The 24,922-nt window shown below is 59.6% G+C and carries 22 protein-coding genes, 1 pseudogene and 2 riboswitches; of the genes and pseudogenes, 4 read left to right on the top strand and 19 right to left on the bottom strand.

Annotated elements, in window-relative coordinates:
- Positions 1-461: 461 nt before the first annotated feature.
- The 13 genes from ACYCVF_RS31795 to ACYCVF_RS31735 form a co-directional block, all read right to left on the bottom strand.
- The gene (locus ACYCVF_RS31795; protein WP_459606758.1) at positions 462-1,460 is read right to left on the bottom strand and encodes a CobW family GTP-binding protein; all 999 of its coding nucleotides are present in this window, start codon (positions 1,458-1,460) and stop codon (positions 462-464) included.
- Positions 1,461-1,463: 3 nt separating this feature from the next.
- Positions 1,464-1,964, bottom strand: a complete 501-nt coding sequence (locus tag ACYCVF_RS31790) for a RidA family protein (RefSeq protein WP_459606759.1) — start codon at positions 1,962-1,964, stop codon at positions 1,464-1,466.
- Entirely contained in the window at positions 1,957-2,697 is a 741-nt protein-coding gene (locus ACYCVF_RS31785; protein ID WP_459606760.1) for a GntR family transcriptional regulator, read from the bottom strand. Before ACYCVF_RS31785 ends, ACYCVF_RS31790 begins: the two co-directional genes overlap by 8 nt.
- A gap of 256 nt (positions 2,698-2,953) precedes the next feature.
- Entirely contained in the window at positions 2,954-3,943 is a 990-nt protein-coding gene (locus ACYCVF_RS31780) for an isochorismatase family protein (protein WP_459606761.1), read from the bottom strand.
- Positions 3,940-4,140 carry a 2-hydroxymuconate tautomerase gene (locus tag ACYCVF_RS31775; RefSeq protein WP_458183834.1) on the bottom strand — a complete coding sequence of 67 codons (201 nt, stop codon included), beginning with the start codon at positions 4,138-4,140 and terminating at the stop codon, positions 3,940-3,942. Before ACYCVF_RS31775 ends, ACYCVF_RS31780 begins: the two co-directional genes overlap by 4 nt.
- Positions 4,140-4,844: a resolvase gene (locus ACYCVF_RS31770; RefSeq protein WP_459606762.1), complete on the bottom strand. Its 705-nt coding sequence runs from the start codon at positions 4,842-4,844 to the stop codon at positions 4,140-4,142. The genes ACYCVF_RS31775 and ACYCVF_RS31770 overlap by 1 nt, the downstream gene beginning before the upstream one ends.
- Entirely contained in the window at positions 4,823-6,169 is a 1,347-nt protein-coding gene (locus ACYCVF_RS31765; protein WP_459606763.1) for a dihydroorotase, read from the bottom strand. The genes ACYCVF_RS31770 and ACYCVF_RS31765 overlap by 22 nt, the downstream gene beginning before the upstream one ends.
- The gene (locus ACYCVF_RS31760; protein WP_459606764.1) at positions 6,166-7,056 is read right to left on the bottom strand and encodes a dipicolinate synthase subunit DpsA; all 891 of its coding nucleotides are present in this window, start codon (positions 7,054-7,056) and stop codon (positions 6,166-6,168) included. The genes ACYCVF_RS31765 and ACYCVF_RS31760 overlap by 4 nt, the downstream gene beginning before the upstream one ends.
- Entirely contained in the window at positions 7,053-8,141 is a 1,089-nt protein-coding gene (locus ACYCVF_RS31755) for an NAD/NADP octopine/nopaline dehydrogenase family protein (RefSeq protein ID WP_459606765.1), read from the bottom strand. The genes ACYCVF_RS31760 and ACYCVF_RS31755 overlap by 4 nt, the downstream gene beginning before the upstream one ends.
- Before the next feature lie 127 nt (positions 8,142-8,268).
- A complete protein-coding gene (locus ACYCVF_RS31750) occupies positions 8,269-9,534 on the bottom strand; it encodes a D-amino acid dehydrogenase (protein ID WP_459606766.1) in 1,266 nt (421 codons plus the stop codon).
- A 148-nt stretch (positions 9,535-9,682) separates the two neighbouring features.
- Positions 9,683-9,785: riboswitch (glycine riboswitch) on the bottom strand.
- A gap of 51 nt (positions 9,786-9,836) precedes the next feature.
- On the bottom strand, positions 9,837-11,276 hold the full coding sequence (locus ACYCVF_RS31745; protein WP_459606767.1) for an amidohydrolase family protein: 1,440 nt from the start codon (positions 11,274-11,276) through the stop codon (positions 9,837-9,839).
- A gap of 121 nt (positions 11,277-11,397) precedes the next feature.
- Entirely contained in the window at positions 11,398-12,576 is a 1,179-nt protein-coding gene (locus tag ACYCVF_RS31740) for a M24 family metallopeptidase (protein ID WP_459606768.1), read from the bottom strand.
- Between the two features lie 36 nt (positions 12,577-12,612).
- Positions 12,613-13,836 carry a mandelate racemase/muconate lactonizing enzyme family protein gene (locus tag ACYCVF_RS31735; protein ID WP_459606993.1) on the bottom strand — a complete coding sequence of 408 codons (1,224 nt, stop codon included), beginning with the start codon at positions 13,834-13,836 and terminating at the stop codon, positions 12,613-12,615.
- Between the two features lie 80 nt (positions 13,837-13,916).
- Between ACYCVF_RS31735 and ACYCVF_RS31730 the strand changes: the two genes are divergently transcribed.
- From ACYCVF_RS31730 to ACYCVF_RS31720, 3 genes and pseudogenes are all read left to right on the top strand, one after another.
- Positions 13,917-14,222, top strand: coding sequence for a hypothetical protein (locus tag ACYCVF_RS31730; protein ID WP_459606769.1), 306 nt, complete (start codon positions 13,917-13,919; stop codon positions 14,220-14,222).
- Positions 14,223-14,437: 215 nt separating this feature from the next.
- On the top strand, positions 14,438-15,457 hold the full coding sequence (locus ACYCVF_RS31725; RefSeq protein WP_459606770.1) for a Rieske 2Fe-2S domain-containing protein: 1,020 nt from the start codon (positions 14,438-14,440) through the stop codon (positions 15,455-15,457).
- Positions 15,458-15,649: 192 nt separating this feature from the next.
- Positions 15,650-16,021: pseudogene (locus ACYCVF_RS31720) on the top strand (IS66 family transposase); the annotation flags it as partial.
- Between the two features lie 67 nt (positions 16,022-16,088).
- Here ACYCVF_RS31720 and ACYCVF_RS31715 read toward each other — a convergent pair.
- The 3 genes from ACYCVF_RS31715 to ACYCVF_RS31705 form a co-directional block, all read right to left on the bottom strand.
- Positions 16,089-17,054, bottom strand: a complete 966-nt coding sequence (locus tag ACYCVF_RS31715; protein WP_459606771.1) for a PDR/VanB family oxidoreductase — start codon at positions 17,052-17,054, stop codon at positions 16,089-16,091.
- 155 nt (positions 17,055-17,209) lie between these two features.
- Positions 17,210-18,889: a methyl-accepting chemotaxis protein gene (locus ACYCVF_RS31710; RefSeq protein ID WP_459606772.1), complete on the bottom strand. Its 1,680-nt coding sequence runs from the start codon at positions 18,887-18,889 to the stop codon at positions 17,210-17,212.
- 340 nt (positions 18,890-19,229) lie between these two features.
- A complete protein-coding gene (locus ACYCVF_RS31705) occupies positions 19,230-20,213 on the bottom strand; it encodes an ABC transporter substrate-binding protein (protein ID WP_459606773.1) in 984 nt (327 codons plus the stop codon).
- A gap of 224 nt (positions 20,214-20,437) precedes the next feature.
- Between ACYCVF_RS31705 and ACYCVF_RS31700 the strand changes: the two genes are divergently transcribed.
- Entirely contained in the window at positions 20,438-21,361 is a 924-nt protein-coding gene (locus ACYCVF_RS31700; RefSeq protein ID WP_459606774.1) for a LysR family transcriptional regulator, read from the top strand.
- 109 nt (positions 21,362-21,470) lie between these two features.
- On the opposite strand, the gene ACYCVF_RS31695 is transcribed toward ACYCVF_RS31700, so the two are convergent.
- From ACYCVF_RS31695 to ACYCVF_RS31685, 3 genes are all read right to left on the bottom strand, one after another.
- Positions 21,471-22,898 carry an L-serine ammonia-lyase gene (locus tag ACYCVF_RS31695; protein ID WP_459606775.1) on the bottom strand — a complete coding sequence of 476 codons (1,428 nt, stop codon included), beginning with the start codon at positions 22,896-22,898 and terminating at the stop codon, positions 21,471-21,473.
- Positions 22,899-23,007: 109 nt separating this feature from the next.
- Positions 23,008-23,096, bottom strand: a riboswitch (glycine riboswitch).
- Positions 23,097-23,212: 116 nt separating this feature from the next.
- On the bottom strand, positions 23,213-23,890 hold the full coding sequence (locus tag ACYCVF_RS31690) for a cupin domain-containing protein (RefSeq protein ID WP_459606776.1): 678 nt from the start codon (positions 23,888-23,890) through the stop codon (positions 23,213-23,215).
- Positions 23,877-24,917, bottom strand: a complete 1,041-nt coding sequence (locus ACYCVF_RS31685) for an alcohol dehydrogenase (RefSeq protein ID WP_459606995.1) — start codon at positions 24,915-24,917, stop codon at positions 23,877-23,879. Before ACYCVF_RS31685 ends, ACYCVF_RS31690 begins: the two co-directional genes overlap by 14 nt.
- Positions 24,918-24,922: the final 5 nt, after the last annotated feature.

Here is a 24,922-nt window from a genome sequence, read left to right as displayed (position 1 = left end):
GCACAGTCGGACTTCCTCGACGAACCAATCAAGGAAAGGTCGCGCGTATCTGACGACAGCCCGACGGCCTCGTCGAAAGAACCCGGCTCGTCGGCGCGCCCTCAGGGCCGACACTGCTGCTGCGAGATTCACCCGAGACATCCCGTCATCCCCGTCCTCTTGGGCTTGGTTTCGCCACCCGGACATCACCACTCATGCGGCGCGTCCATGCGGGGGCGATGGCATCACTTCCCAAACCAACTTATATTTGATCTCATGATGTGATCACAAATTTGTATTGTCAAGCGTGTAATGTCGGCTGCCTCCGGCCATTTTTCGTGCATTCAAGCGATTTCTGCGCCGCAAACATGAGCAAAGAAGCAGGGCGGCGAATTGCCTGCCTTCGATGAGCGGCTTGGCTTGGCAGGTGATGGGGAAGACTTGTGATCGATATCGTATCGGCGCGGTTGCGCTTTCAACGGTCAGTGCCTGGCGGCAAAGATGCTTGGCAGGGAATTTTCGATCGCGGTGCGCGTCAGATTGCGCGCGATAAACACCAGCCAACCGCGTGGCGAACCTTCCGGCCAGCGTGGCAGATATTCTGGCGGATAGACGACGTGCTGCACACCGTGGATGACAACCGGTCGCTCGTCGCCTCTGACCGGCAACAACCCCTTTACACGGAGAATGGATTCACCGCGTGCAGCCAGCAACAATTCAAGCCAACCGACAAAGGCCGGCCATTCGACTTCACGCGCCACTTCGACCGTGAAGGTCTTGATGCCGTGGGTGTGGACTCCCCGCCCAGGGCTGTCAGCTACTCGCAGATAGTGCGGCTCCCCCTCGTCGTCATGGGCCAGGACGTCGACCGCCGAGGGCATCGCATGCTTGCTCGAGATCAGCGAGCGCACTGATGGATTGACCTTGGCGACATCGAGCTCAAGCTTGTCCAATTGCCAACGCTCGACAAGATCCGACTTGGTGATGACAACGCAATCCGCTAACGCCACCTGCTGCGCCGCTTCTGCGAAATTTCGAATGCTGTTGAGGCCACTGACGCCGTCCACAGTCGTAATGATGTTGCCAGCGCGATAGCCGTGCAGCAATGCGGAGGCGCTCATCACCGCGTGTATGATAGGCGCCGGATCGGCGAGGCCGGTGGTTTCGACAACGACCCGGCGGAAAGGCGTCACCGCGCCGCTGCGGACCATCGCCAGAAGCTCGGCCAAGGTTGACACGAGATCGTCGCGCACGGCGCAGCACAAACATCCGGACGACAGCAGGACCACATCTTCCGCGACCTCCCGCACCAGCAGGTGATCCAGTCCTATTTCGCCGAATTCATTGATGATCACCGCCGTCTCGGCGAGACCAGGCTCCTCGAGCAGGTGTCGAAGAAACGTTGTCTTGCCGCTCCCGAGAAATCCCGTCAGCACATGAACCGGGATCCGCGTGTCTAGGGAGGGAGCGGCGGGCTGCATGATTCAGATGACCTCGAATATTGCGTCGACCTCGACCGGAACGTTGCGGGGCAATGAGCTGCAGCCGACCGCCGCGCGAGCGTGGCGTCCTGCCTCGCCAAACACCTCCACCATCAGGTCAGACGCGCCATTGATGACCTTGGGATGATCTTTGAAGTCCGGCTCGGCATTGACAAAGCCGCCCAGCCGAATGACCCCGACCACCCTGTCGAGATTGCCGTCCAATGCCTGCTTGAGCTGAGCAAGAATATTGATTGCACAAAGACGCGCAGCTTTTTGGCCTTCCTCCACGGAGAAGTTCGAGCCGAGCTTACCGATGTACTTGTCCTTGCCGCCCTCGCTAGGGACCTGCCCAGAGATGTAGATCTGGCTACCCAATCTGCGCGCGGGAACGTAGTTGGCGCTTGGAGACGTCGTTGCGGGCAAGCTGATTCCCAGTTGGGCCAGTTTTTGGTCGATCTTTGCTTCCACGGCGCGGTACTCCGGATCTCGGTTCTCAGTCATCGAACTGCAGTTCCATTCCTTGCGCGAAGGGCAGCTCGGTCCCTTGCGAGCCGGCGATGCTGAGCAAGGCTCGGCAAGTCGTCCGGATGTCCTGGATCGTCCCGCGTTTGACCGCGGTTGCGTTGCCCTCATTCAGCCCCGCCAGAATGTCCTCATGATGAGACGCACTCCAGGGCTTCGAGGGGATCAGCAGCGACATGTACATGGTCGGCCCGAACTGCAACCAAAGCGACTCGATCAAGAGCATGAGCGTTTCGGATTCGCTCGCCTGGTAGAGCGTGAAATGGAATTTCTGGTTGAAGGAAAGGCAGTTCAGGATGTCACGCTTGGCGATCGCCTGAAGCAATTGCTTGTTGATGGACGTCAGTTCGTGAAGGAGCGCAGGTGAAGCTTTCTTGGCGGCGAGTTCGGCTGCCGTACCTTCAAGCAGTTCGCGCACTGAAAAGATATCGCTCAGCTTCTCAGCGCCGAGCCTCGGCACGCGTACCGAGCCCCCCTTGGTCTCTTCCAGGGCATTCGCCGCGACGAGCTGGCTCAGCACTTCACGAACCGGCATGGGGCTGGTGCCGAGCCCTGCCGCCAACTTGCGCAAGCTCATGACCTGGCCGGGAACAAACGCTCCGACCATAAGTCCTCTGCGCATATAGCTCAGCACACGTTCGTAGATGTGCCCCCGCTGCCGCTTGCCTTCTTCGTTGCCATTTACGGCAACTTCCGTTTTCTCCGTCCGCATCTCCCGCCTCTCTTTTATTAGGACGTCGCTACGCGACGTCCGAGATACTCGAGGACACCGAGACCAGCCTTCGAGAACGACGTCACGGTCCGCATCCTTGTGATCTCATATCGTGATCATTAGTGGATTTGGAAGTAAGCGGCAACCGCATCGTGAAGCAGTAGCGCCACAAATCGGCATCCTCAGGTTTCTTTGACCTGCCGATTGGCACAAGAGCGTTGCCTTGGGGCGGTTGTGCGGGCATGCACAGCCGCCCTTAGGCGGTTATGCCGACCTGATACAGCTCGACCTTGGTTCCATCCGGGTCGGCGATGTAGATCGTCAGCCCATATGGTCCGTCGTGCAACCCATTGTAGTAGTGCACGCCCGCCTTTTTCAACTTTGCATCGAGCGCCCGAACATCGTTGACCTCAAAGGCGATGTGGTCGAGCTGGCGATGGTCGGCGGCCTTGCCATTGATCAGAGCAATGCCCTGGTGGAAGGCAACGAACGGCCGGCCATCCGCAAGCGGTTTGGCCGGCCTGATCGTGAAACCGAGCTGCTCGGTATAGAAGGCGACCGATTTGTCGATATCGTTGACCATGATGAGCTGGTGGCCGTAGTTTGTCACGCGCGGCTTCACCTGTTCGCCGATCCAGTCGAGAATTTCCGAGGATGGCGCGATCTCGCAGAAGTACTGCTTCCAGACCTGCTTGGCGGTTGCTTCCCAATCGGCATTGACGCCCGATACGCAATCATCAACAGCGATCACATCAAAATCGCGGAGGTAGGCTTCGCGGATCGTCGTCTCAACGCAGGCATTTGTGGTTGCACCGGTGATGAACAAATGCTGCGTACCCAGCATCTTCAGCATCATCTCCAGTCGAGTTTCGTAGAAGGCGCCGAAGCGATGCTTACGGATCACGAAGGAAGGATTGAACTCGGCCAACGGCTTGAGCTCTTCAATGATCTCTTCATCCCAGGTGCCGGCGAGCGCGGACACCTGCTTGCGCCGGGCGGTGTGACCAAGCAGCTTCTTTTTGGCGCGATTCTTGTCGACGGCAAAATGCTCTTGCATCGTCCAAATGACGGGGATGCCCGCCTCCTGACACTGCTTGATCAACTTTGCCAACGGCGGAACGATTGAGGAAAGGCGCTTGGTGTCGACACCGGAAATGCCGAGCGTGCCCTTTTCATGAATGAAGGCATTCTGAAGGTCGATGACCAGGAGCGCCGACTTGCGATAGTCGAGGGACTCTAAACTCATTTCTTGTTTTCCTCCATATCGATACCCAGCACGCCGGCACGACCCCAGCTATCCTTCGCTGTCTCATGGATCACCACATGCAGATGGTCGGGCTTGCAGGCAGCCTCTTCGACCATTGCCTTGGTGATGGCTTTCACAAGCCTGCGCTTCTGATCGACAGTGCGACCTTCCCACATTTCGACGACGACAAATGGCATTAGCTCTCTCCTTCCTTCTCGGCCCGCCGAGCGCCGGATGCCCAAATGGGCGCGGCGGTCGCGAAGCCCGTAACCAGATCATTGCTCGCCCGATCGACACCGCTGAGTAGCCACAGCGGACGGTTGGTATAGTTGATCAAAACCTGCTCCTCCATGCATGCGCGGTGCGCAGAATGCATCGGGTCTCGGTCGAAATGACTGGTGGCCGGCATCAGCCGAATGACATAGATTGGCTCAGACGGATTGAACATCTCAAGCACGTTCTTTTCGATGTCGTTCAGACCGATCGCCAGCAGTCCCGGATCAACTCGGCCAATGGGCAACAACACGATCGCCCCCGCGAAAGGCTCAACCGGCCAATAGCGACCTTCCCGCCCCCTGTGCAGGAAGTCGGCATAGCTGCGCACTTCCGTGAACAGCTCGCTGTCCCACAAGATGATGTCCTGCCCCAGGATGCCGCGCGCGGCATCGACGACACGTTGGCTCTCGCAGAGGTCCAGAAAGATCCAGGGGTCCGTCAAGCCGATCGCATGTCCCCATGGGTTGTGGATTCCGGACAATCTCTCCTGACGGACCGTGGTCTTGCGCGCCACGATACCGGCGACAGCTTCACTCATCGACATTTGGGCCGGCATGAGCGATTCTCGGCCTGCCAACTCCAGTCGGTGGAAGTCCGTGCCACTCATGACGGCAGGGTCACGCATCGACCGCGACCATAGTGGTTGTCGGCGACGGAACCGTTTTCATAGACGACGTCACCGCGAGCAACGGTCATCACCGGCCAACCCTTGAGCGTCCATCCTTCATAGATGCACGTGCCCTTCCCGGTGTGTTTGACCGTGCGCTGCTCGTCGAAGTCGACCAGCACGAGGTCGGCGTCGAAGCCAACGTCGATGTGCCCCTTGCGCGGCCAGAGCCCGAAACGACGAGCGGGGTTGAACGAGTTGAGCTCGACGAGCCGGGTCAACGGCAAACCGCGTTGATGGACGCCGAAATGAAGCATCAGCGACAGCTCCCAGGGGAAGCTCACCACACCTGGGAATTCGGTCCAAAGATCCTCCAGTTTCTTGGGCAGGAACGGCACGTGGTCCGTCCCAAGGCTGTAGACTGAGCCGTTCATGACGCCATGCCAAAGACCTTCGAGTTCGTTCCGGTCGCGCAACGGCGGTGATATCTTCGCACGCATGTCGAGATCCTCGTCGTAGCACGTGCGGGTGAGGTAGTGAGGACAGGTCTCTACCGTCACACGCACGCCACGCGCCTGGGCCTCGGCGGCGAGCACGGGACCCATACCGACGGAGGTGTGGACCAGATGAAGCGAACAGCCGGTCTTCTCGGCAAGGAAGAGCATGCGCCGGATGGTCTCCACCTCGCAGAAGGCCGGGCGGGATTCCGTGTATGCGCCGAGATCCTGGCGGCCGGTGGCCGCGATCTCTTTTTTGATCCAAGACGCGATCTGGGTGTTCTCGCAGTGAACGTTGATTACCCCACCGGGAACCTTCGACAAGATGCGCATCGCGGCATAGACCCAGCCGTCCGTGGCCGGCACGATGCCGATCGGATTGTCGGGTTCGTAACCGAAATAGCATTTGAAGGACTTGACGCCGGTCTTCGCGATGACCTCTGGAATCTCGGCGATATGTTCCTCGCGCTGGATACCGAAATGAAAGCCGAAATCGATCACCGAGTTTTCCTCGCCGATCGCCTTGCGCTCCGCGTAGAAAGGCAGATAGGACTCCTTGAGATTGCGGATATAGAGAAGCGCGGTCGTCACGCCGCCGGAGGCCGCAGCCGCCGTTTCTGTGCGCATATCCTCCGCGAAGGGAAACTTCACGCCCAGATGGCAGTGTGGATCGATCAAGCCCGGCATCAACACCCGCCCCTCGGCATCGATCGTGCGCTTGGCGTCGGGAAGGACTTCGTCAGCCCCGGTCAGGACGATCTTGCCGTCCTTCACCGCGACGCCGCCGTGGAATTCTCCGTCGTGGCGAACCACGCGCGCGTTCTTGATGACCAGATCCGCCTTCATTGTCCTTGCTCCAGTATTGTCTCTATGCGCCGGCTGATGCCCGTCCACTGGCTGCGGCCGACCGTGATCGGTGCACGCGCGCCCATGCCGCGCGCCCAGACAACCTTCAGCCCAAGTTCGACGGCGGCGTCCCGGTCGATCGTTCCGGGAGGCGCCGCGACATCGACCAGCAGCGCGTGTTTGGGCAGCAGAGCCAGTTGATCGCGCTCGAGCAGCCGCTTTGGAACGCTACCGATCACAATGTCCATGCGATGCAGAACGGCCGGCAATTGCTCTAGCGTCAGTGTCTCGGCGCCTGTCGCGTAGGCAGCTGCGCGCTGAACCGGGTTGCGCGCGGCGACATGAACATGAGCTCCAAGCCCGACCAACGTCTTCGTCAGAAGCGAGCCGATGGTGCCTTGGCCAACCAGGCAGACGTTGGACTTGTGGATGGTGATCTGCGTGTTTTCGATGATCACCTTCAATACGCCTTCGACGATCGCCGGCCCCCGCAGCAGCATGAGGTCGATGTCCCATTCGTACTCGTGCAGCGCGATGCCGAGCGCCTTGCAATTGGCCTTCAGATTGTCGTCCGCCCAACCGAGTATGATGTTGCCGGGCCGCCTCATGCCGGCCAACATTTCTCGCGTCGGAATGATCTTTTGCGGACACTTGGGCGCGAAAAGCGCGCCCTCCGTGCTGATGCCCGGAATCGGAAACAGCGCGATGTCGGCACCCTTCAATGCATCAGCTGCGTCCGCAGCATGATAGACGCCTTCGATACCCCCATCAGGCCATGGAAAGCCGTAGGCCCGAACGGCGGCTCCAGCCCTCACTGCACAGCGAGCGATCTCCTGTTCGCGTGCGTCGCCGGCTACGATTGCGATGACTGTATTCTGCCAACTCATGGGGCTCTTACCTTCTCAATGAGCTGATCCCTGGACATGCCGGTGATGCCCATTGCTTCTGCGGTCCGGCCACCGATCCGATAGTCAGTTCCGACCGCGGCCTGCGCCAGGCGATAGAGCGACGTTGCGACGGGCACGTTGACGTCCGCGATCTGTGCAAACTCCAGGAAGGGTAGCAGGCCGTGACCGAAATCCTCCTTGTAGTAGCGATATTCGAGCGAATCCGGTCCCTTGATACGGCGATTGGCCTCGCCGCCCGCGATGGCGGCGCGGTAATCGGTGACGTCAATCACGTCAGCCTCCACCGTGCCGAGCAGCTTCATCTCTTCAATCAAATTCGGCAACTCATGTCCGAACGCCCGGGCGACCGCCAAGCGCTCCTCGTCCAATTGCCGCATGACGCGAGCGACCCCGGGCGTCATGGCATCGACGTAGAAAGTGAAGTTGCCGCCGGTCGCCTCGACCCAGGCAGCTCCCAGCACCGCGCCGGGGGGATGCAGGACCATATTCACATTAGAGAGGTCGGAGGCGATCACGTCACGAACCGGCGTAATACCGGGGTACAATTTCGACGCAATGTCCAGCGCCTCCGCTCCTCCCTTGAGGGCGGCGGCCTTCAGTTGTTTGGCGCGGCCACTAATGGTGACCCCGTCGGGACGGTATTTGCGCGCGACGTATGTAAGGGTCGAGAACTCAACCACCGGCGGCACTGCCCGCCCGGTGCGGGAATAGGCCTCGGCGAATTCCAGTGCTCCTCCGGTGTGACCGGGGTTCAGCACGACCGGTTTGCTCCAAGGCCAGCCGGCCCCGGCGAGAGCCTTGGCTATGGCCGAGTGCGAGAAGGTCGGCAGCACGACGACCGCCACATCGACTCCGAAAATGGCCGACTTGAGATCTGTCGTAATCAGAGTAGGCTTTGCGACTCCTTCGCCGAGCTTACCATCGAATGCAACGCCGCCAAGCTTGATGTGCGGCTCAAGCGTTTCGGCCGAACGCGCCCAGAAGTGAACGGAGTGGCCCGCGAGAACCAACTCTGCGACCGAGGCCGCGCCCCCCGCTCCTCCTCCGAGTACTGCAACCTTCATTCTTTTCTCCGCAGATCGAAGCGCAAACCGCGCCCGCCAACGCATATATTTGATCACATTTTATGATCACAAGCGCGATTGTCAAGCGAGAGAATTGCTGCCGCCGCATGGACCCAAACCAGGCGGGCTACGTTGCCAGTCGGAGCCATTCCGTGATGCTGGGCCCAAACTCGCCCGCAAGGCATTCGGCAACCGTCTCCGCTGTTGCGGCCGAAAGGGTCCAGCCCAGGTGGCCGTGGCCGGTGTTGTAGAAGACGCCCGGCGTCCTGCCTCTACCGACACGCGGCATCATGTTCGGCATCATCGGACGCAAGCCGGCCCATGGCACAACGCGGTTGGTGTCGACAGAGGGGAACAGCGCTCGCGTCCAATCAACCAGCGGCTTGATCCGATCTTGGCGTATGTCGCGGTTCATGCCGTTGAACTCTGCCGTTCCGGCGACGCGAAAGCGCGCAGCGCCCAATCGACTGGTAACGACCTTGGCGCCATCATCGAGCAGGCTGACCCAAGGCGCCGCTTTCTGACTCCGCTCGTCGTCGAGGTGCACGGTGATCGAATAGCCCTTGACAGGGTAAACGTTGAGCCGGTCGCCGAGCATCGCCGCGAGGTCGCGGCTTGCGGAACCGGCGCATACGACGACACTGTCGGCATCGATCTCATTGACACGAGGGTCGCCTGAAGGCTCGTCTCGCGCATACCGGATGCGGAAAATTTCGTCCCGAGCGATCTGCCTCACAGTGGCGTCAAAGATGAAACGCACGCCACGTCTCTCGCATGCCTTGGCGAGACCGCAAACAAACTTGTGGATGTCTCCGGTGGAATCCGACGGGGTATAGAAACCTCCGAAGAAGTCGCCATGCAGCGTCGGCTCGATCGACTTCACCTCTGCGGCCGTCACTGGACGACGGTCGAGGCCCCCCTCCACGAGAATGGCATTGACCTTGAGCGCGTGTTGGAAACTCTGCTTATCCCGATAGAAGTGAAGGATGCCGCGACGCTCGTGGTCGAAGTCGATACCCTCGCGCTCGGCAATGGCGAAGAGATGCTTGCGTGCGGCGATGGCAAGCCGTGTGGTCTCAATTGTGTTGTCGCGATAATTCTTGATGTTGAAGATGAATTCGCCAAGCCAGGAATATTTGTGCCAGGTCGGCGCTGGATTCATGAGGAGCGGAGCATCGCGCCTCCACATCCACCTCACTCCCTTGAAGACGGTCGACCAGCTATTCCAGACCTCCGCATTGCTGGCGGAAAGTTGGCCGCCATTGGCGAACGATGTCTCCATACCCGCGTAGCGCTGACGCTCGATCACCGTAACGGTATAGCCGCGGCTGAGAAGAGCATAGGCGGTGGTCACGCCGGTAATACCGGCGCCGATGACGACAACATGTGGCATTTCACTTCTCCGCGATCAAAGTTGGGAAGCGGGCCGAGGCCCGCGGCTTGTCCCCAATCTGTCGCTGTACCTGAGAGATTAACCGCGACGGCTCGGCCGGTACGGCGGTCCCCTTCGGTGGGCACTCGAAGTGCCACTCTCCAGATCGTTCAGCTGCATGGTCACCTTTGCCTGAGAGTTTCCTGGGGGTTGCTCCTTCGGCGCCGGCCAGTACCGTCGCAACGGCGGCCGATCTCTCCCATGCAGCCTGTTGAACGTGATAGGTTCTTGTGCCTTACGCCTCCGCAGCTAGAGCCGGCCTGTCAATTGCCGACGTCGTAAAGCGTCGTGGTGGTCTCGACCGCTTCGTCATGCAGACCAGCGCGCTCGACCGCCGCAGCAGCCAGTTGCCGGGCTTTGCGCCGAATCTGCGGCTCGTCAACACCCTGCACCTTGCCGTCGACATATGACGCCTTGCCATCAACCCAAGTCTGCACGATCGAAGCGGTCGATGCGGAGAATACCAAAGCCTGCAATGGATCGTAGAACGGCGTCCATTCGACGTGGTCCAGGTCGAAGAGGACGAAATCTGCCTTCTTGCCGATTTCCAGCGAACCGATCTCGTCGTCCCACATCAACGCCTTCGCACCTTCGATGGTCGCGGCGCGTAGTGCTTGTCGTGCGGTGAATATGTCCGGTTGTAAGCGGGCGTCCTTGAACATGCCGGCGACGATCAGCATTTGCCGCATCAGGTTCATGTTGCCGGCGGCCGACACGCCGTCAGTGCCAAGGCCAACTTTAACGCCCGCTTTCACCATCTCCGGATATTTGCCGATCGCGGTTGCACCCTTCCCCAACTTGAACGACGAGCATGGGCAGAAGGCGACGCTGGCGCCACGCGCGGCGAGCAGATGGACCTCTTCGTCCGAAACGGCCGCGCCGTGAGCGATGACCAGATTCTTTCCTATGCCGCCGGCCCGATCGATGCGCGTGATGGGCCAGCAGCCGTATTTTTTCTCGCAAACCCTCGCCTCCTCGATCGAGGTGGCGAGATGATAGGTCGTGCCGACGCCCAACCGCTCAGCCAGTTTCACCGCTCCAACGTGGAGTTCGAGGCTACACGGTTCCTTGCCTTCGATATTGACCCAGCAACGCGCACGGCCGTCGAGGGCGCCGTTGTAGCGGACCACACAATCCTCAAGCACCTTGAGTGCGGCCTCGGCGTTCGGGAAGAAATGATGATCCACCATTTCCTGGGTCCAGCCGCGGGGGAGCTCGGGCGGGGGATTGTCGGCCGCGTGCCGCCCGGTGATGCCGCGAATACCGACCTTTTCCATCGCGCGAACGACGATGCCGGGATCGTATTGCGATCCCATGTCGAGAAAACACGTGGTGCCACAACGCAGCATCTCGGTGATGCCCAGCAGCGCCCCCCAATATTCGTCTTCCTCGGTGATGTGAGCGTAGAAGGGCTTGGCCCAGTGGAACACCCAGGCGCGGGTGTTGAGATTATCCGGAAAGACCGCGCGCGACAGCGTCTCCGAAAGATGGACGTGGCTGTCGACGAAGCCCGGGCAGACGCCGAGCATTTTGCCATCGATCACCCTGTCGAAGCTGACGTTCTTCTGCCGTGCGGCCACCTCATCGGCCGGACCGATATCCGAGATGCGGTCGTTTTCGACCACGAGACTGGCGTTGCGCACGACCGTATCGTTCTTGTCGACCGTGAAAGCGAAGTTCAAGTCCTTGATCAGCGTGCGCATGCCTCTTCACCCAATACTCTGCCATCACGACCGCCCCACCTGACCCGCCGCACCATAACGCCGGGCAGTTTCCTGCGACCTTTAACCAAGCGATCAGTTCGTCCCCCGCTTGGGGCCTCCGTCAAGCGACGGCGGCCCTGCGCACGGTCCCGCTTTTCCTGGCGGTACCCACGGGAATCAACCGGTCGGTATCAGCATAGTCGGAAAGCAGTTCCGACCCATTTGCAGTCACCAGCAGCATATCCTTGTTCTGCATTCCGAAGCCATGGCCGGTGTCATAGCAAAGTGGCTCGAAACCGAGCACCATGTTCTCCTCGAGCGGCGCATCGGTGCCCGGCTTGCCAAGCACCGGCGTCAATCCAAGGTAGGGATCTTCGTGCAGATGCAGGCCAATGCCGTGGCCCACGAACGAGATCGGCGGCAGATCGAGCTTGGCGAGCTTCTCAATGAACGCATCGTAGACGCTGCGACAACTCGCGCCCGGCTTCACTTTCTCCATGATTTCGTACTTGCACTCGACCAAATGCGCCCAGATCTTCTCGGCCATGGGCGGCGCCTCGCCGACGATCGCTGTACGGCAAACGCCGGCTTGATAACCGTCGATGACCGAGAATATCTCCACACGACAGACGTCTCCACGCTTCAAGATGCGCTCTGACGGGCCGACGTTTGGCAAGACGCTACGCTCGCCGGTCGCCACGATCATCAGCTTGAAGTGATCGGCGCCCAGAGCATAGACATTCCGGGTCAGGTGGCCGGCGATGTCCATTTCGGAATTACCCTCGTCGACCACGGCGAGAGTGTCGGTAATGGCCTGGTCGGCAATACGAGAAAGCTTGCGCAAAAGAGCAATCTCCTCCGAGGTCTTGATCTGCCGGAGCCGCGCCAGGATCGGCTCAGCACGCTCGAACTTCGCGGCCGGCATGGCCGCAAGCAGACGGGCATAATCACCCGCCGGCAGGTAGTCCATTTCGAGTCCAATGCGAGCCCGAGCAAGCCCGAGCCCCGCGAGCTGATCGGAGAGCACGAGCATGGGATCGTCCGAGAATTCCGCCCAGATGCGCGTCGGCACGTCCGGCTGGCGACGCTTGATCGTCGACGCCTCCATGTCGACGCCGAACAATGCCGTGCGGCCGTCGGCGGTAACGATGGTCATTGCATGGCGGTGACGGATGAGCGGTTGCGAGGGGACCACGAACCCCGCAGTGTACGAGAAATTCTCTGGCGAAGAGCAGATGATGGCATCCAGCCCATGCTGAGACATTGATTTGACTTGTTTCGCGACAATTTCCGCTCGCATGACTGCTCCCTTTTTCAACTTCTTTGCTGCGCGCGCTTAATCCCGCACCCAGTACTTTTCGATTTTCTTCTGGTCGACCTCGATACCCATTCCCGGTCCGGCTGGAACGACGATTGCGCCGTCGACAACCTTCATCGGCTCGACGAGCAGATCGTCCTTGTAGTAGATGCCGGCCACCTGACCCTGCTGGAACTCCGCCGGCGTCGAAATCGGAATGACGCAGGACAAGGTCACGGAGGGTGAAGCTGCGGCCAACTGGACGTTGGCAAGATTCCCGATGCCGGTCTCGATCGAACCGTTGACGTTGCAGATGATGCCCGCTGCCCGGCACACCGCCCCAACTTCCATGGCTTTGTAGAGACCACCGGCTTTTGTCGTATAGATCGATACGATTTGGATGCCGCCAGACTGAATGATCTGAATCGCATCATGCGCATTCCAGGCCGACTCGTCGGCCATGACGGGCGCGTCGATACGACGGCCAACCTCGGCAATGCGCTCGATACCCATGACAGGCTGCTCGACATATTTCAGTCGATTCTTTTCCATCCGGCGAACGACTTGAACGGCCTCGCCGGGCGTCTTGTAACCTTCGTTGGCGTCCACGCAGATTTCGACGGCATTGCCTGCGACCTCGCGTACGGCGTCGACCATCGCTGCGTCACGATCCGGATCGACCCCGATCTTCACCTTGATGGTTCGCACGCCCTCCTGGACGAGCTTTGCAACCTCGGAGCGCGCTTCTTCGATCGAGATCAGGCCGATGGAATGCGTAACCGGCACGCGATCGCGCGACCGGCCTCCAAGGAGGGTGTGCACGGGGATATCGAGCCAACGGCCGGCAAGGTCGTAAGCGGCGAACTCGACCGCAGCCTTGGAATAAGGATACCCCCTGATGACCGCGTCCATTCGCGCATGTAGTTCGGCGATATTGCCGAGTTCGACGCCGACAATTGCGGGAGCCAGATAGGTGTCGATCACGGTTCGCGTGATCAAAGCGGATTCGCCGAAATACCGGCCGAACTCGCCACCCCAGTCCTTGAGCGCCGGCGCTTCACCCCAACCAACGCGACCGTCGCTGTCGGTCATCTTGACGATGACGTATCGACCGATCACCTCAGTCAGACCTGCCCATTTGTGCTCTCGCCGCGTCGGCAGTTGGACAATCAATGTTTCGACGGATTTGATCGTGGGCAAATCGGCCTGCCTTGTTTCGTTCGGTTTCAACGTGCTAGTATTGTGATCACACTTTATGATCATAAATTGCAACGGTCAAGTGCCGCAGCGACGGCATTGCGCATGGTGTGGCGCCAGCGGTTCGCGGGTCAGAGGAGGAAAAATTGACGATCGTCGAAGCAACGAACTACTTCGCCAAGCAGGGTCAAGGACCGGCGGTGCTGCAACAGCGCCGCCAAGCAAGCGTCATCCGGCGCGAACTCGGCCTGGAGCCTGGCGAGATCCTTGTCCTGCGCGAGGGAAACGGGCCCGACGTCAGGTGGGAGTGTAAATTTGCTACTCGCGCAGCATACGAGGCCGATATGGCGGCTCGAGCCGGCTCTGAGGCATTCAGCCAAGCACGCCGTGTGATGCACACGCTGCTGGACCGGTTCGAGCGGCACGTCTATGAGGTGGACGAGAGTCGCTAGAGCGCCGGGACGACGCGCCTTGGCGTCAGCGAGGAGGACGCCGAGTTCATTGGCGCATCTCGATATCCTCACCTTGGCATCGCGAAGGGCCGGCTCGGTCAGCGAACTATCGGAGATCCCGATAGTTTGCATTGAAAATGCCGATTTTTAAAACTGCTCTAATGGTGAGAGGCTCCTCCGACAGCCGTCCGACAAAACGGAGCAAAGGGGAGTCGATGTCATTCATCCAGAATACTTGGTACGCCGCAGCATGGTCGTGTGAAATCACACGCAGCTTGCTGTCACGAACCATCGCAAACGAGAGCATTGTCTTCTACCGCAAGGAAGCCGGCGATATCGCCGCTCTTACCGACCGATGCCCGCATCGCTTTGTCCCGCTTCACCTCGGGAAGCTCAAAGGCGATATCGTCGAATGTGGCTATCATGGACTGTGCTTCGATCCGACCGGCGCATGTACACTCAATCCGCACGGCGATGGGACAATCCCGAGGGCAGCTAAAGTCAAGAGCTACAAGGTCGTGGAGAAACATGACGTCGCGTGGCTTTGGCTTGGCGACGCAACCAAGGCGGACGAGTCTCTGATTGCGGACTTCAGTGTTTTGACCAATCCGAAGTTTCGCACAGTCAGTAGCTACCTCCACGTCCAAGCGAATTATCAACTGGTTTCTGACAACCTGCTCGATCTGAGCCATGGGCAGTACCTTCATCCGATGTTCAAGAATGCGGAGGGGCCGCCCAAATTCGAGGCCGAAAAGGAACCGCAACCCAATGAAGTCTGGGCGAAATTCTCGCGTCCTAATCAACTGCCGAACAAGTATTTTCAGATGCTGGGGTTTCCAGGGGACCAAAGGGGCGACCATCGCAACTTCATGCGTTGGAACGCTCCCTCGCTCCTTCTGCTTGACGTCGGCATGACGGGGGTCAACAGGCCGGTAGAAGAAGGCCTTTCGATTCCAACGTCTCACCTGCTCACTCCGGAAACAGAAACGTCGACACATTACTTCTGGGCTATGTCGCGTGATTTCCGCCAGGATGAAGATGACCTCAGCCAAGAATTGCTAAAGGCCGGCGTGGCTCTCTTCGACGACGAAGACAAGCCAGTCATCGAGGCTCAGCAGCGCATGGTGAACACCCAGGATTTGATGTCGCTCAAGCCGGTTCTTCTACAGACCGACGGCCCGGCGGTCAGGGCACGGCGGATCGTGGAGGCTCAGCTCAAAGCCGAGCAGTCGTAACGGCGTAGCGTTTGACACCTGCTCGCCAGACAACGGGCGACGCGTTTCTCAAGCTACCCCGTAAGCAAGGTCGATCGCTTCCGCTGGCAGACCGGGCGTCTGCTCCTCCCTGACTTGGCCGCCGCATCAGATCGGCGGCTTTTTTTTGCATCGCGCAGCGCGAGAACCGGCCGACTGTGGCAAGGGCGGGCCATGCGAACGTCTGTTACAGTCTGGACGCATGGCAGGCGCAAGTTCTTTGATCTCGCCCGGCTCAGCGAGGCGCCGATCGCGGCCGAGCCGGTCAAGCGCGTCGAAGTTCTGTCCGCCATCGAGCGCGAGCTCAACCGTCTTACTGCGCAGGAGCGTTTGCGTGTGCGCCAGGAGTGTAGCCGCCCCCTGACCGTCGACCTGACGGCGTGGTTGTGCGCGCAGCGCGCCAAGCTCTCCAGGAGCCACGATTACGGCCAAGCGATCAATGACTGCCTCAGCCGGTGGGATGCATTTGCCCACTTCCCCGAAGGTGGACGCTTTACATGTCGAACAACGCCTCATTATCAGTGCCGACGCGCCATGCGCGGCTGCCAGATCGGCCGCTCGTCCAAGGGTACTGGCGCAGGCGGATTGACTCGGACGCGCGACCCGGACTCGGCTAGACGTCGAGAACCAGTTCCTCGGACAAGGACCGGGAACAACAGATTGCGATCCTGTCGTTCCTTTGCTTCTCGGCGTCGGTTTGAAAGGAATCTCTGTGCTCAGGTCGGCCCGCAAGGACTCTCGTAAGGCACGTTCCACATATTCCTTGTTCGCAGGAAAGTTCGACGCTAATTCCGTTCGCCTCAAGAACCGACGCAATCGATTTGTCGCCAGGCACAACAAGTCGTTGGCCGCTCCGTGACGCCACAACCGTGAACGACGCCCCGCCCTTCACGTCGCCTGCCGAGAAGCTTTCGGTGTGAATCCTCTCCTCGAGGCAGCCAGCCCTTCTCGCAGCTGAGACGGCAAAATCTATGAAACCTCTCGGTCCACATATGTAGATGCTCGTGCTCGAACACACTCCGTTGAGATCCTGCTCCGGCCGAAATCGCTGCTCCGCCGGCCCGTCGTCAACGTGGAGCCGAAATCGCCCAGCGAACGGCGAGGCCGATATTTCATCGACGAAGGGCGCGCGATCCCGGGTCCGAGCGCACAGATGGAAGTCGAAATCATGACCGATCGTCTGAAGCCGATAGGCCATCGAGAGCAGTGGAGTGATTCCGATTCCGCCGGCTAGAAGTATCGCGCGCCCGCCATCCTCAACAAGCCCGAAATTGTTACGCGGCCGCCCGATCTTGACAATCATTCCCTCGCGAAAGGTCTCGTGAAGCGTTCTGGATCCCCCTCTTGAGCCGGGGTCATTGAGTATTGCAAGCCTGTAATAGCCTGATTGGGAGGGGTCATTGCACACAGAATACTGACGAACGATCTTGTCGGAGACATGGACATCAACATGCGATCCGGCGGAGGCAGGCGGGAGTTCATTTGACGTTGCGGATTCAAGCTCGATGCTCACTATGTCGCAAGCAACGTAATATACCTTGCGAATCCTCACTTCCATCGTAAGTCCTGAATCGACCATCGTTCCAATCCGACGCATGCCAAAGGCGACTGGGCCGCAATCACCGCCCAAGGGCTGGATGTTATTCAATTCCAGAACAACACGGAAATCGGTTTCCTGGAGCCTAACTATCGGCCCGATCGATAGTACACCCGAAGCACCGCGGTTCAGGGAGCCTATGCGCCGCGAATGTCGGCGACGAGGCGTTCAACGTCGACAAGCAGGCCTGCAGACTGCTTGCTGAGTTCTTCGGCCGAACGGGACACGAGCTGCGCTGCCGCGCCGGTTTCGCCTGCCATTCGATTGACGCGAACAATGTTATCCGAGACCTGGTTGGTGCCGCGCGCCGCTTCCTGTATGTTGCGCGCGATCTGGCCAGTCGCAAGGCCCTGCTGCTGAATGGCCGCGGCGATCGCCACCGTGATCTCGTTGATCGAGACGATCGTGCTACCGATACCCTCGATGGCCTCGACGGCCTCCGTGGTCGCGACTTGCATGGCTTCTATCTGCGCGGAGATTGCCTCAGTCGCCTTGGCTGTTTGGCCTGCGAGCGACTTCACCTCGTTGGCCACCACCGCAAAGCCGCTACCAGCGTCTCCAGCACGCGCGGCCTCAATAGTTGCGTTGAGAGCCAGAAGATCAGTCTGACCGGCAATATTGGTGATCAACTTCACGACATCCCCGATCTTCTGGGCCGCGGACGACAACCCATGCACAACCTCGTTCGTGCGTTTGGCTTCATCCATGGCCTTTGAAGCAATCGTGGTCGATTGATCTACCTGGCGACCGATCTCATGAACGGATGCGGAAAGCTGCTCCGTTGCGGCAGCGACTGTCTGCACATTGGCGGAGGTTTGCTCTGCAGCTGCCGCGACGGTCGTCGCCTGTTCGGTCGCCTCCTCCGATGACGTCGACATGTGCTTCGACGTGATATGCATTTCGCGCGCAGCCTTGGCGAGCGTATCGAGCGATCTCCTGACCTCGCTTTCGAATTCATCGGCCGTCTTGGTGATGAACTGCCTCTTCTCAGCTTCGCTCTGCTGCCTCAACTCATCCTGAGCGTGACGCAAACGAATGGTCTCGGTCATGCTCTCCTTGAAAACCTGGACGGATCTCGCCATTGCGCCAATTTCGTCTTTTCTGTCCTGAGCGGGAATTATCACCTCAGTCCCCCCGTTCGAGAGTTCGAGCATCGCCGTCGTCATCGCCGCAATAGGGTTGGCCACGTTGCGGCTGATCAGGAGAGATACCCCGGCCACGAGCAAGAGGATGAAGAAGACGATCCCTCCCAGGCGGCGCGCTTCCGTCCAGAAGATCTGATCGATATCGTCGATATAAAGGGCGCTGGTCAGAACCCACCCGTATATTGGAACTTCAGTGGCATAAGTCAGGGTCTGCACCGGCTCGCTGCCGCCGGGACGCGGGAAGCTGAAAGTAACGAAACCGCCGCCGCGGGCAGCGGCTGCGACCGCATCACGAAAGAAGTAAACGCCATTCGCATCTTTCGTTTGCGTCATATCTTTGCCCTCGACAGCCTGCTTTGGATGCACTTCGAGGATGCCTTCTTTGGTCGCGGCGTAGAAGGCGTTATCCTTGTCGTAACGCAGCATGCGAAGTAGCGCTCTCGATCGTTCACGCGCGTCGAGTTCTGACAGGCCGGTTTTGCGCGCGGCTTGGTAGTCGGCTTCGACCGCGGTGCGAGCGAGCAGAACCAGCTCCTTCACCTTCGCTTTTCGATCCTCGAGCAGGGTATTCTTCAGGGTCGATAGGCCGATGCCGGCGGTGCCGACCATCCCGAGAATTGACAACAAGACGACGATCAAGAGCTTGGTGGAAATGCGAAGAGATCCGAACATGTAACCATTCTTCCCGCGCTGGCAGATCTAAGAGCACATGCGTTCAGTAGTTCGCAGTCGATGAGGCATACCGCACGATCATTCGCGCCTGCCCTTGAGGACACTGACGCTCGCACGGTGTGCGAGCAAAGCATTTGCTCCACTCAGGCACCCGACCATGCACCTCCGTAGGTGAAGGCGGACCTGGGTAGACACATCCAAGGACGAAATCCACGACGATCCGCAGCGCTTCACCTCGTCCACGACAGTCACGCGATGCCGGTCGGCTCGAAGAGACGGCGGGACCGCAGCAGAAATTCAAGTAGCTGTATATCGACCGTCACTACCAACTTGGCGTGAGCTATTTCTTCAGTAGATCGTTGGTGTAGAAGTCCGTAACCGGCTTGTTCGGGTCGACACTCTCGGTTGCGGACATCAATTTCAACGCGTCCGATATCGTTTTATCGCTGATCCAGCCGGCTGGCCGGCCCTTCTCGAAATTCAGCGTGGCTGAAGTTGCAACGATCTGCGCCTTGATCAGCTCGTCCGAGGGAGCCGCACTCCAAGCGCTTTTCAGCGCTGCCGTCGCCGCCGCCGGTTCTGACTTGGTCAATTCGATTGCCTCCTCGGTCGCGGCGAGGAAGCGCTTGAGCGGTTCAGATTTTTCGGCGATTCCCTTGTCGCTCACCACGACGGCAAGCCCAGGTAGGCCGAGGCCGAACTTCGGCATGTCCAGCACAGGAAACTTGGTGCCACTTCGCTCTTCGATAAGGGGCAGATCAACGTTGGTATAAACACTGATGAGATCGACGCGCCTTTGCATGAATTGGGGAAATTTTACCTGCGGATCGACTTGAACCTTGCTGATCTTGTCGCAGTTGATTTTGTTGATCGCGCAGAAGACGTCTAGATAGGTCGTGGCGGGGTCTCCAACAGAGATCGCAAGTGACTTGCCTTCCATCTGCGCGGGTGTTGTCACGGCCTTGTCGGGCCAAGAAATGAGGGCGAAGGGCGCTCGCTCCTGATAAATCGCCGCGAGTTTGACTGGCATTCCTTTTCCGATTGCCGAGATGGCAAATATGGCCGGAACGATCACGACATCTTCGTTGCCGCGTACAAGGCCTCCGAGAGCGGCTTGTGCACCCGCGCCTTCTCCGAGAACGATATCGATTCCCTTCTTTTGGTAGAGGCCTCTCTCTTTACCCAGATAGAGGAAGCCATACTCGCCTTTTAGCTTCCAGCTAAACCGAACGTTCAAAGTGTCCAGGGCGGACGCGGTCGTTGTCCAGAACGAGGCGGCGATCGCGACCGCAAGAACCCCAAAAACTTGGTGCAGTTTTGGCATAAGTTCCTCCTCTTCTGGCGTCTGCGGGCAAGGGCCCGTGACCGAGATGCCCCGATAAATTTGATCTCGTATTGTGATCACATTCGACTTAATGTCAAGTGGCTTGCCCGCCGGGGCCAAGCACAAACGCCCCCAGTCGCCAAATGCGCTTCGGGTACACTCGTGCCAGGGAAGGGAGCGAAAGGGCTCCCGACAGACACATGGAAACTTCGAAGAGAACACCCATGCGGTTCCGGCACCTCGACATGAATCTGCTCGTCGCCTTGGACGCGATCCTGACCCATCAAAACATATCGCGGGCGGCCGAGCGACTGCTGCTCAGCCAGTCGGCGACCAGCGGGATTCTATCCAGGCTGCGTCAGCACTTCGAAGACGAGTTGCTGGTTCGGAACGGCCGCCGAATGGCTCTCACCCCTCTCGCAGAGGAATTGGTGGCGCCGCTCCGCGCCATCCTGACCGAAACGGAAAAACTCTTGGCAATGCGTACCTCGTTCGACCCAGCGACCTCCGAGCGACATTTTACGATCGCTTGCTCTGACTATGTCTGGGCAACTCTCATCGTCGATATCCTTGCCGAATTGCGCGCTGTCGCCCCCTCGGTGAATATATTCTACCAAGGTCCAAGCACCCGTTTTTTTCGCACCGAAATCGATTTCCTGATCGTCCCGGATCGATTCATGCTGGAAGATTGTCCGTTCGCCGCCCTCCCTTCGATCAGCTACGAATGTATCATATGGAAGGAGAATGAAAGTGTCGGGGATAGCTTGACGCTCGAACAGTTTCTCGAGATGCGTCACGCTCAGGCCTATAGCGAGCGAGCGACGTTCATAGAAGCTTGGTTCTTCAAGCAATTTGGCCGCGCTCCGCAGGCCGGCATAACGGCACCAAGCTTCACCCTGCTTCCGCAAGCCCTAATCGGGACCCAGTTCCTCGCGCTCATCCCCGCAGACCTGGCAGATCGGGCCGCGGCCACGCTGCCGATAAGGAAAGTGGAAGCTCCAATATCCCTCCCCCTCATGACCGACGTTCTTCAGTGGCGCATCTCGCATGAACGGGATCCCGGGCTGCAATGGCTGCGAACGCTCATTCTAGACGTTGCCCATCGACGACGGAATTCTCGACAGATTGGCTTCCCGTTTGCGGGGTGAAGAGGTAGTAGGTCCCGACCAACGGCGCTGCTCCGCCGAATGCGTCGCACGATAATGACATTGTCCGAAACGACCGTCTTGAAGAACGATTCCATCGGCTACCTCGCCTTCAGCAATCGACCACGTTGACGGCCAGGCCACCCAGACTCGTTTCCTTGTATTTGGCGCGCATGTCCTCCCCCGTCTGGCGCATCGTTTCAATGACGGCATCGAGGGACACATGATGTCGGCCATCACCATGCAAGGCGAGCATCGCTGCGTTAATCGCCTTGATCGCACCCATTGTGTTGCGCTCAATGCACGGGATCTGCACGAGGCCTCCGATCGGGTCACACGTGAGACCGAGATTATGCTCCATGCCGATTTCGGCGGCGTTCTCAATCTGCCGGTTGGTGCCGCCCAAGACGGCCACAAGACCTGCGGCCGCCATGGAGCAAGCGACGCCGACCTCGCCCTGACAACCCATTTCTGCGGCGGATATCGAAGCGTTTCGTTTGTAGAGCATACCGATCGCGGACGCCGTCAGGAGAAAGATGCGGGCTTTTGCCGGGTTCGGATCCGGGAAGAACATTTCGGAAAACTTCAGGACCGCGGGTATGACGCCGGCAGCTCCATTCGTCGGCGCGGTGACGACGCGCCCCCCGGCCGCGTTCTCTTCATTGACCGCGAGAGCAAAGAGGCTGACCCACTCCATCACGTGAAATGGGTGTGCAGCGCCGCCCTTCGACGTTGCCGTGAGTTTGCCGAACAGACCCGGCGCACGGCGCGGAACATTCAGGCCACCAGGCAGAATGCCTCCGTTGACACACCCGCGATCGATGCAGCGCATCATGGCGTCGCGCACGTTATCCAAGAATGCGTCGGTTTCAGTCTCCTCCCTATGCGATAGCTCGTTGGCAGCGACGATTTCGGCAATCGACAAGCCGGCACGCTCACCTACCGCAAGAAGCTCACGCGCTGTCGTGAATGGGTACGGCTCACATCCGGCGTTTCGAACAGCGGGATGGCTCGGTTGACCGCCTTCACACACGATCGCTCCACCACCAATAGAGTAATAGGTTTGGCGAAGCAGGACGCCCGTATCTGAATGCGCCGCGAATTTCATGCCATTTGAGTGCCCCGGCAGGAACTTCCCGGTGCAGAAGGCCAGGTGCTGACTCTCATCGAAGCCAATCGCATGGCGACCGCCAAGCATGACCTCGCAACGCGATCGGATCAGCCCGGCTATGATGGGTATAGCTTGGGGATCGACGGATTCTGGTAGCCAGCCTGACAGCCCCAGCAAAATAGCAATATCGGTGCGGTGACCTTTGCCAGTCAGCGCCAATGACCCGTAAAGCTCGACGACAACGGAGCGACAGCGCAACAGATCATCGCCCAAGCATTCGATGAATCGATGGGCGGCGCGCATCGGTCCAACGGTGTGCGAGCTAGATGGGCCGATTCCGATCGTGAAGAGATCGAGTGCACTGATCGGACCGGTTGGGCGCCGGGGCGACAAACTGGGCGTGGTGACTTGGTCGACATTTTTGGACATGGGCGCGCATCTCAATCCAGTGATTGATTTCAAATGCGCCCCATCTGTCTATTTGCCTGAGAGTATTATCCCGTCGGCGGGTGCCAAGGCACCTCTTTCCAGAGTTGTTGCGTCACCCGCGGTCCTTGTTGCCTGAGAGTTTCCGGGGCGGTTGCTCCTTCGGCGTCGGCCGAAGCCGATCTCTTCCGCAAGCGACGTCTTTAAGTACTCGACCTCCTGAGTCACGACATCAAATTCGTGGCTGCACCTCTCCAGTATTCTACTACGCAGCCCGGGTCAACAATTCCCACCTCATACCGATCTGCCGATCGCGTTCATGGCAGTCGGCCGACGTCCGGATGAAGCAGGGGAGCGTCCTTCAGCCAGATCTTCGCACCTTCCGCACCGGAGACAGCGCGCAGCTCCTGTCCGGCCGGCAAGCGGCTCCAGCTTTGCGAGATCAACGTCTGATCGCCGATCGACAAGCTGCCCGCGAGAACGAGCATTTCGAGCCCACGCGCGTTCTCGACGGTGATGGGACTACCGGGTAACCAGCTCTCGAAACGCACGTTTTCGAATCCGTCGTCGAACAATTCGATTGCGCTTCCCGCGCCCGATCTCAGATCGAGCGGACGACCCTCCGCGGGCCGCCGCACGATCTGCGCGCGATCGTCCGCGCGGAATTGCCAAAGGCGGACGAAGATCGTGCAACCGTCCTTCGATGCGGGAACGTGCGAGGTGCCGGGAGGATTGCGGAAGTAGCTGCCCGCCGGGTAATCGCCGTGTTCGTCCTGAAACACGCCATCGAGAACGACGATCTCCTCCCCGCCGCCATGCGTGTGGCGGGGGAACGCGCTGCGCGGGGCGTATCGTACGATCGACGTGGCGCGCGCCACCTCCTCGCCGATGCGAAACAGCATGCGCCGGTCGACGCCGGCCGCCGGGCTTGATGCCCATGGGAGTTGCGCGGCGTGAACGATCACAGGAAGGGTCAGGTCGTCATTGATGCGCATGGCTCTTCTCCGTCATGGTCAAGACCATTCTGAACTTTGCTTGGCCCGACCTCATCCGTGCCACCGCCGCCGCGGCGCCCTCCAATGGCATGATCTCGATGCGCGGGCGGACACCCGCGAGCACGCTGAAATCAAGCGTCCGTTCGTTCTCGAAAGGCGTGCCCGTGATCGATCCCAACACGCTGCGCTCGCCGCGAACGAGATGTCCTGCAGATACGGGCAGCGGGTCCTTTCCTGCGCCCAGCAGCACCAGCCTTCCCTGCGGCGCGAGCGCGCTCATGAGCGCCCCGACCGCCTGAACATCGCCTATCGTGGTAACGATCGCTCTGGCACCGCCCAAGCTCTGCAAACGGGAAACAACATCTTCCTTCTTCGCGTCGATGTAAACATGCGCACCCAAATCGAGCGCATCTTCCGCGATGTCTTCGCCCCGTCCGATAGCTACAACCCTGAAGCCCATCTTCCTCGCGTATTGAAGCGCGAGATGTCCAAGGCCACCGATTCCCTGCACCACCATCGTGTCGCCCGCTTCCGCACCCGATTTCTTGAGCGCGTTGAACGTTGCCATGCCCGCGCAAAGAAGCGGCGCGGCCTCTTCGGAGTGCAATTCGTCAGGCACCGAAACCAGCGCGCTCGCGCGGGCGATCATCATCTCCGCGTATCCGCCGTCGCACGACGATCCGACGACCGGCTGGTTGAGACAGAGCTGAAATTGACCCCGGCGGCACTCGACGCATTGGTTGCAGTGGCCGCCGAGCCTTCCGATGCCGACCCTCTGACCGATCGTCCAGATCGACGGCGCTCCAGCTCCCAACTCGGCGATGCGGCCCACGACTTCGTGACCGGGCACGCGGGCGGGGCGCATCTGCGGATCGGCGCGATCGATGTCGCCTGCGTCGGCGCCGCAGATCCCGCAGGCCTCGACAGAGATCAGGACTTCACCAGCACCTGGAGACGGCGTCTCGCGTTCGGCGATTTCGAGCGTGCCCGGCTTCGAGACCTGCGCGACGCGATAGGGACGCCTCATTTCAG

The sequence above is a fragment of the Bradyrhizobium cedriense genome (assembly GCF_054602315.1).
Note: the sequence above shows the minus strand (reverse complement) of the source record. Positions and strands in the feature narration are given on the sequence as shown.

Bases quoted from the DNA above. Each gene is read 5' to 3' on its own strand.
- ACYCVF_RS31735 (WP_459606993.1), bottom strand. From the start codon at position 13,836: ATGATCATAAAGTGTGATCACAATACTAGCACGTTGAAACCGAACGAA.
- ACYCVF_RS31755 (WP_459606765.1), bottom strand. From the start codon at position 8,141: ATGAAGGTTGCAGTACTCGGAGGAGGAGCGGGGGGCGCGGCCTCGGTC.
- ACYCVF_RS31760 (WP_459606764.1), bottom strand. From the start codon at position 7,056: ATGAGTTGGCAGAATACAGTCATCGCAATCGTAGCCGGCGACGCACGC.
- ACYCVF_RS31710 (WP_459606772.1), bottom strand. From the start codon at position 18,889: ATGTTCGGATCTCTTCGCATTTCCACCAAGCTCTTGATCGTCGTCTTG.
- ACYCVF_RS31765 (WP_459606763.1), bottom strand. From the start codon at position 6,169: ATGAAGGCGGATCTGGTCATCAAGAACGCGCGCGTGGTTCGCCACGAC.
- ACYCVF_RS31740 (WP_459606768.1), bottom strand. From the start codon at position 12,576: ATGCGAGCGGAAATTGTCGCGAAACAAGTCAAATCAATGTCTCAGCAT.
- ACYCVF_RS31750 (WP_459606766.1), bottom strand. From the start codon at position 9,534: ATGCCACATGTTGTCGTCATCGGCGCCGGTATTACCGGCGTGACCACC.
- ACYCVF_RS31725 (WP_459606770.1), top strand. From the start codon at position 14,438: ATGTCATTCATCCAGAATACTTGGTACGCCGCAGCATGGTCGTGTGAA.
- ACYCVF_RS31745 (WP_459606767.1), bottom strand. From the start codon at position 11,276: ATGCGCACGCTGATCAAGGACTTGAACTTCGCTTTCACGGTCGACAAG.
- ACYCVF_RS31790 (WP_459606759.1), bottom strand. From the start codon at position 1,964: ATGACTGAGAACCGAGATCCGGAGTACCGCGCCGTGGAAGCAAAGATC.
- ACYCVF_RS31695 (WP_459606775.1), bottom strand. From the start codon at position 22,898: ATGTCCAAAAATGTCGACCAAGTCACCACGCCCAGTTTGTCGCCCCGG.
- ACYCVF_RS31715 (WP_459606771.1), bottom strand. From the start codon at position 17,054: ATGGTCGATTCAGGACTTACGATGGAAGTGAGGATTCGCAAGGTATAT.
- ACYCVF_RS31705 (WP_459606773.1), bottom strand. From the start codon at position 20,213: ATGCCAAAACTGCACCAAGTTTTTGGGGTTCTTGCGGTCGCGATCGCC.
- ACYCVF_RS31785 (WP_459606760.1), bottom strand. From the start codon at position 2,697: ATGCGGACGGAGAAAACGGAAGTTGCCGTAAATGGCAACGAAGAAGGC.
- ACYCVF_RS31685 (WP_459606995.1), bottom strand. From the start codon at position 24,917: ATGAGGCGTCCCTATCGCGTCGCGCAGGTCTCGAAGCCGGGCACGCTC.
- ACYCVF_RS31770 (WP_459606762.1), bottom strand. From the start codon at position 4,844: ATGCGTGACCCTGCCGTCATGAGTGGCACGGACTTCCACCGACTGGAG.
- ACYCVF_RS31780 (WP_459606761.1), bottom strand. From the start codon at position 3,943: ATGAGTTTAGAGTCCCTCGACTATCGCAAGTCGGCGCTCCTGGTCATC.
- ACYCVF_RS31690 (WP_459606776.1), bottom strand. From the start codon at position 23,890: ATGCGCATCAATGACGACCTGACCCTTCCTGTGATCGTTCACGCCGCG.
- ACYCVF_RS31795 (WP_459606758.1), bottom strand. From the start codon at position 1,460: ATGCAGCCCGCCGCTCCCTCCCTAGACACGCGGATCCCGGTTCATGTG.
- ACYCVF_RS31775 (WP_458183834.1), bottom strand. From the start codon at position 4,140: ATGCCATTTGTCGTCGTCGAAATGTGGGAAGGTCGCACTGTCGATCAG.
- ACYCVF_RS31700 (WP_459606774.1), top strand. From the start codon at position 20,438: ATGCGGTTCCGGCACCTCGACATGAATCTGCTCGTCGCCTTGGACGCG.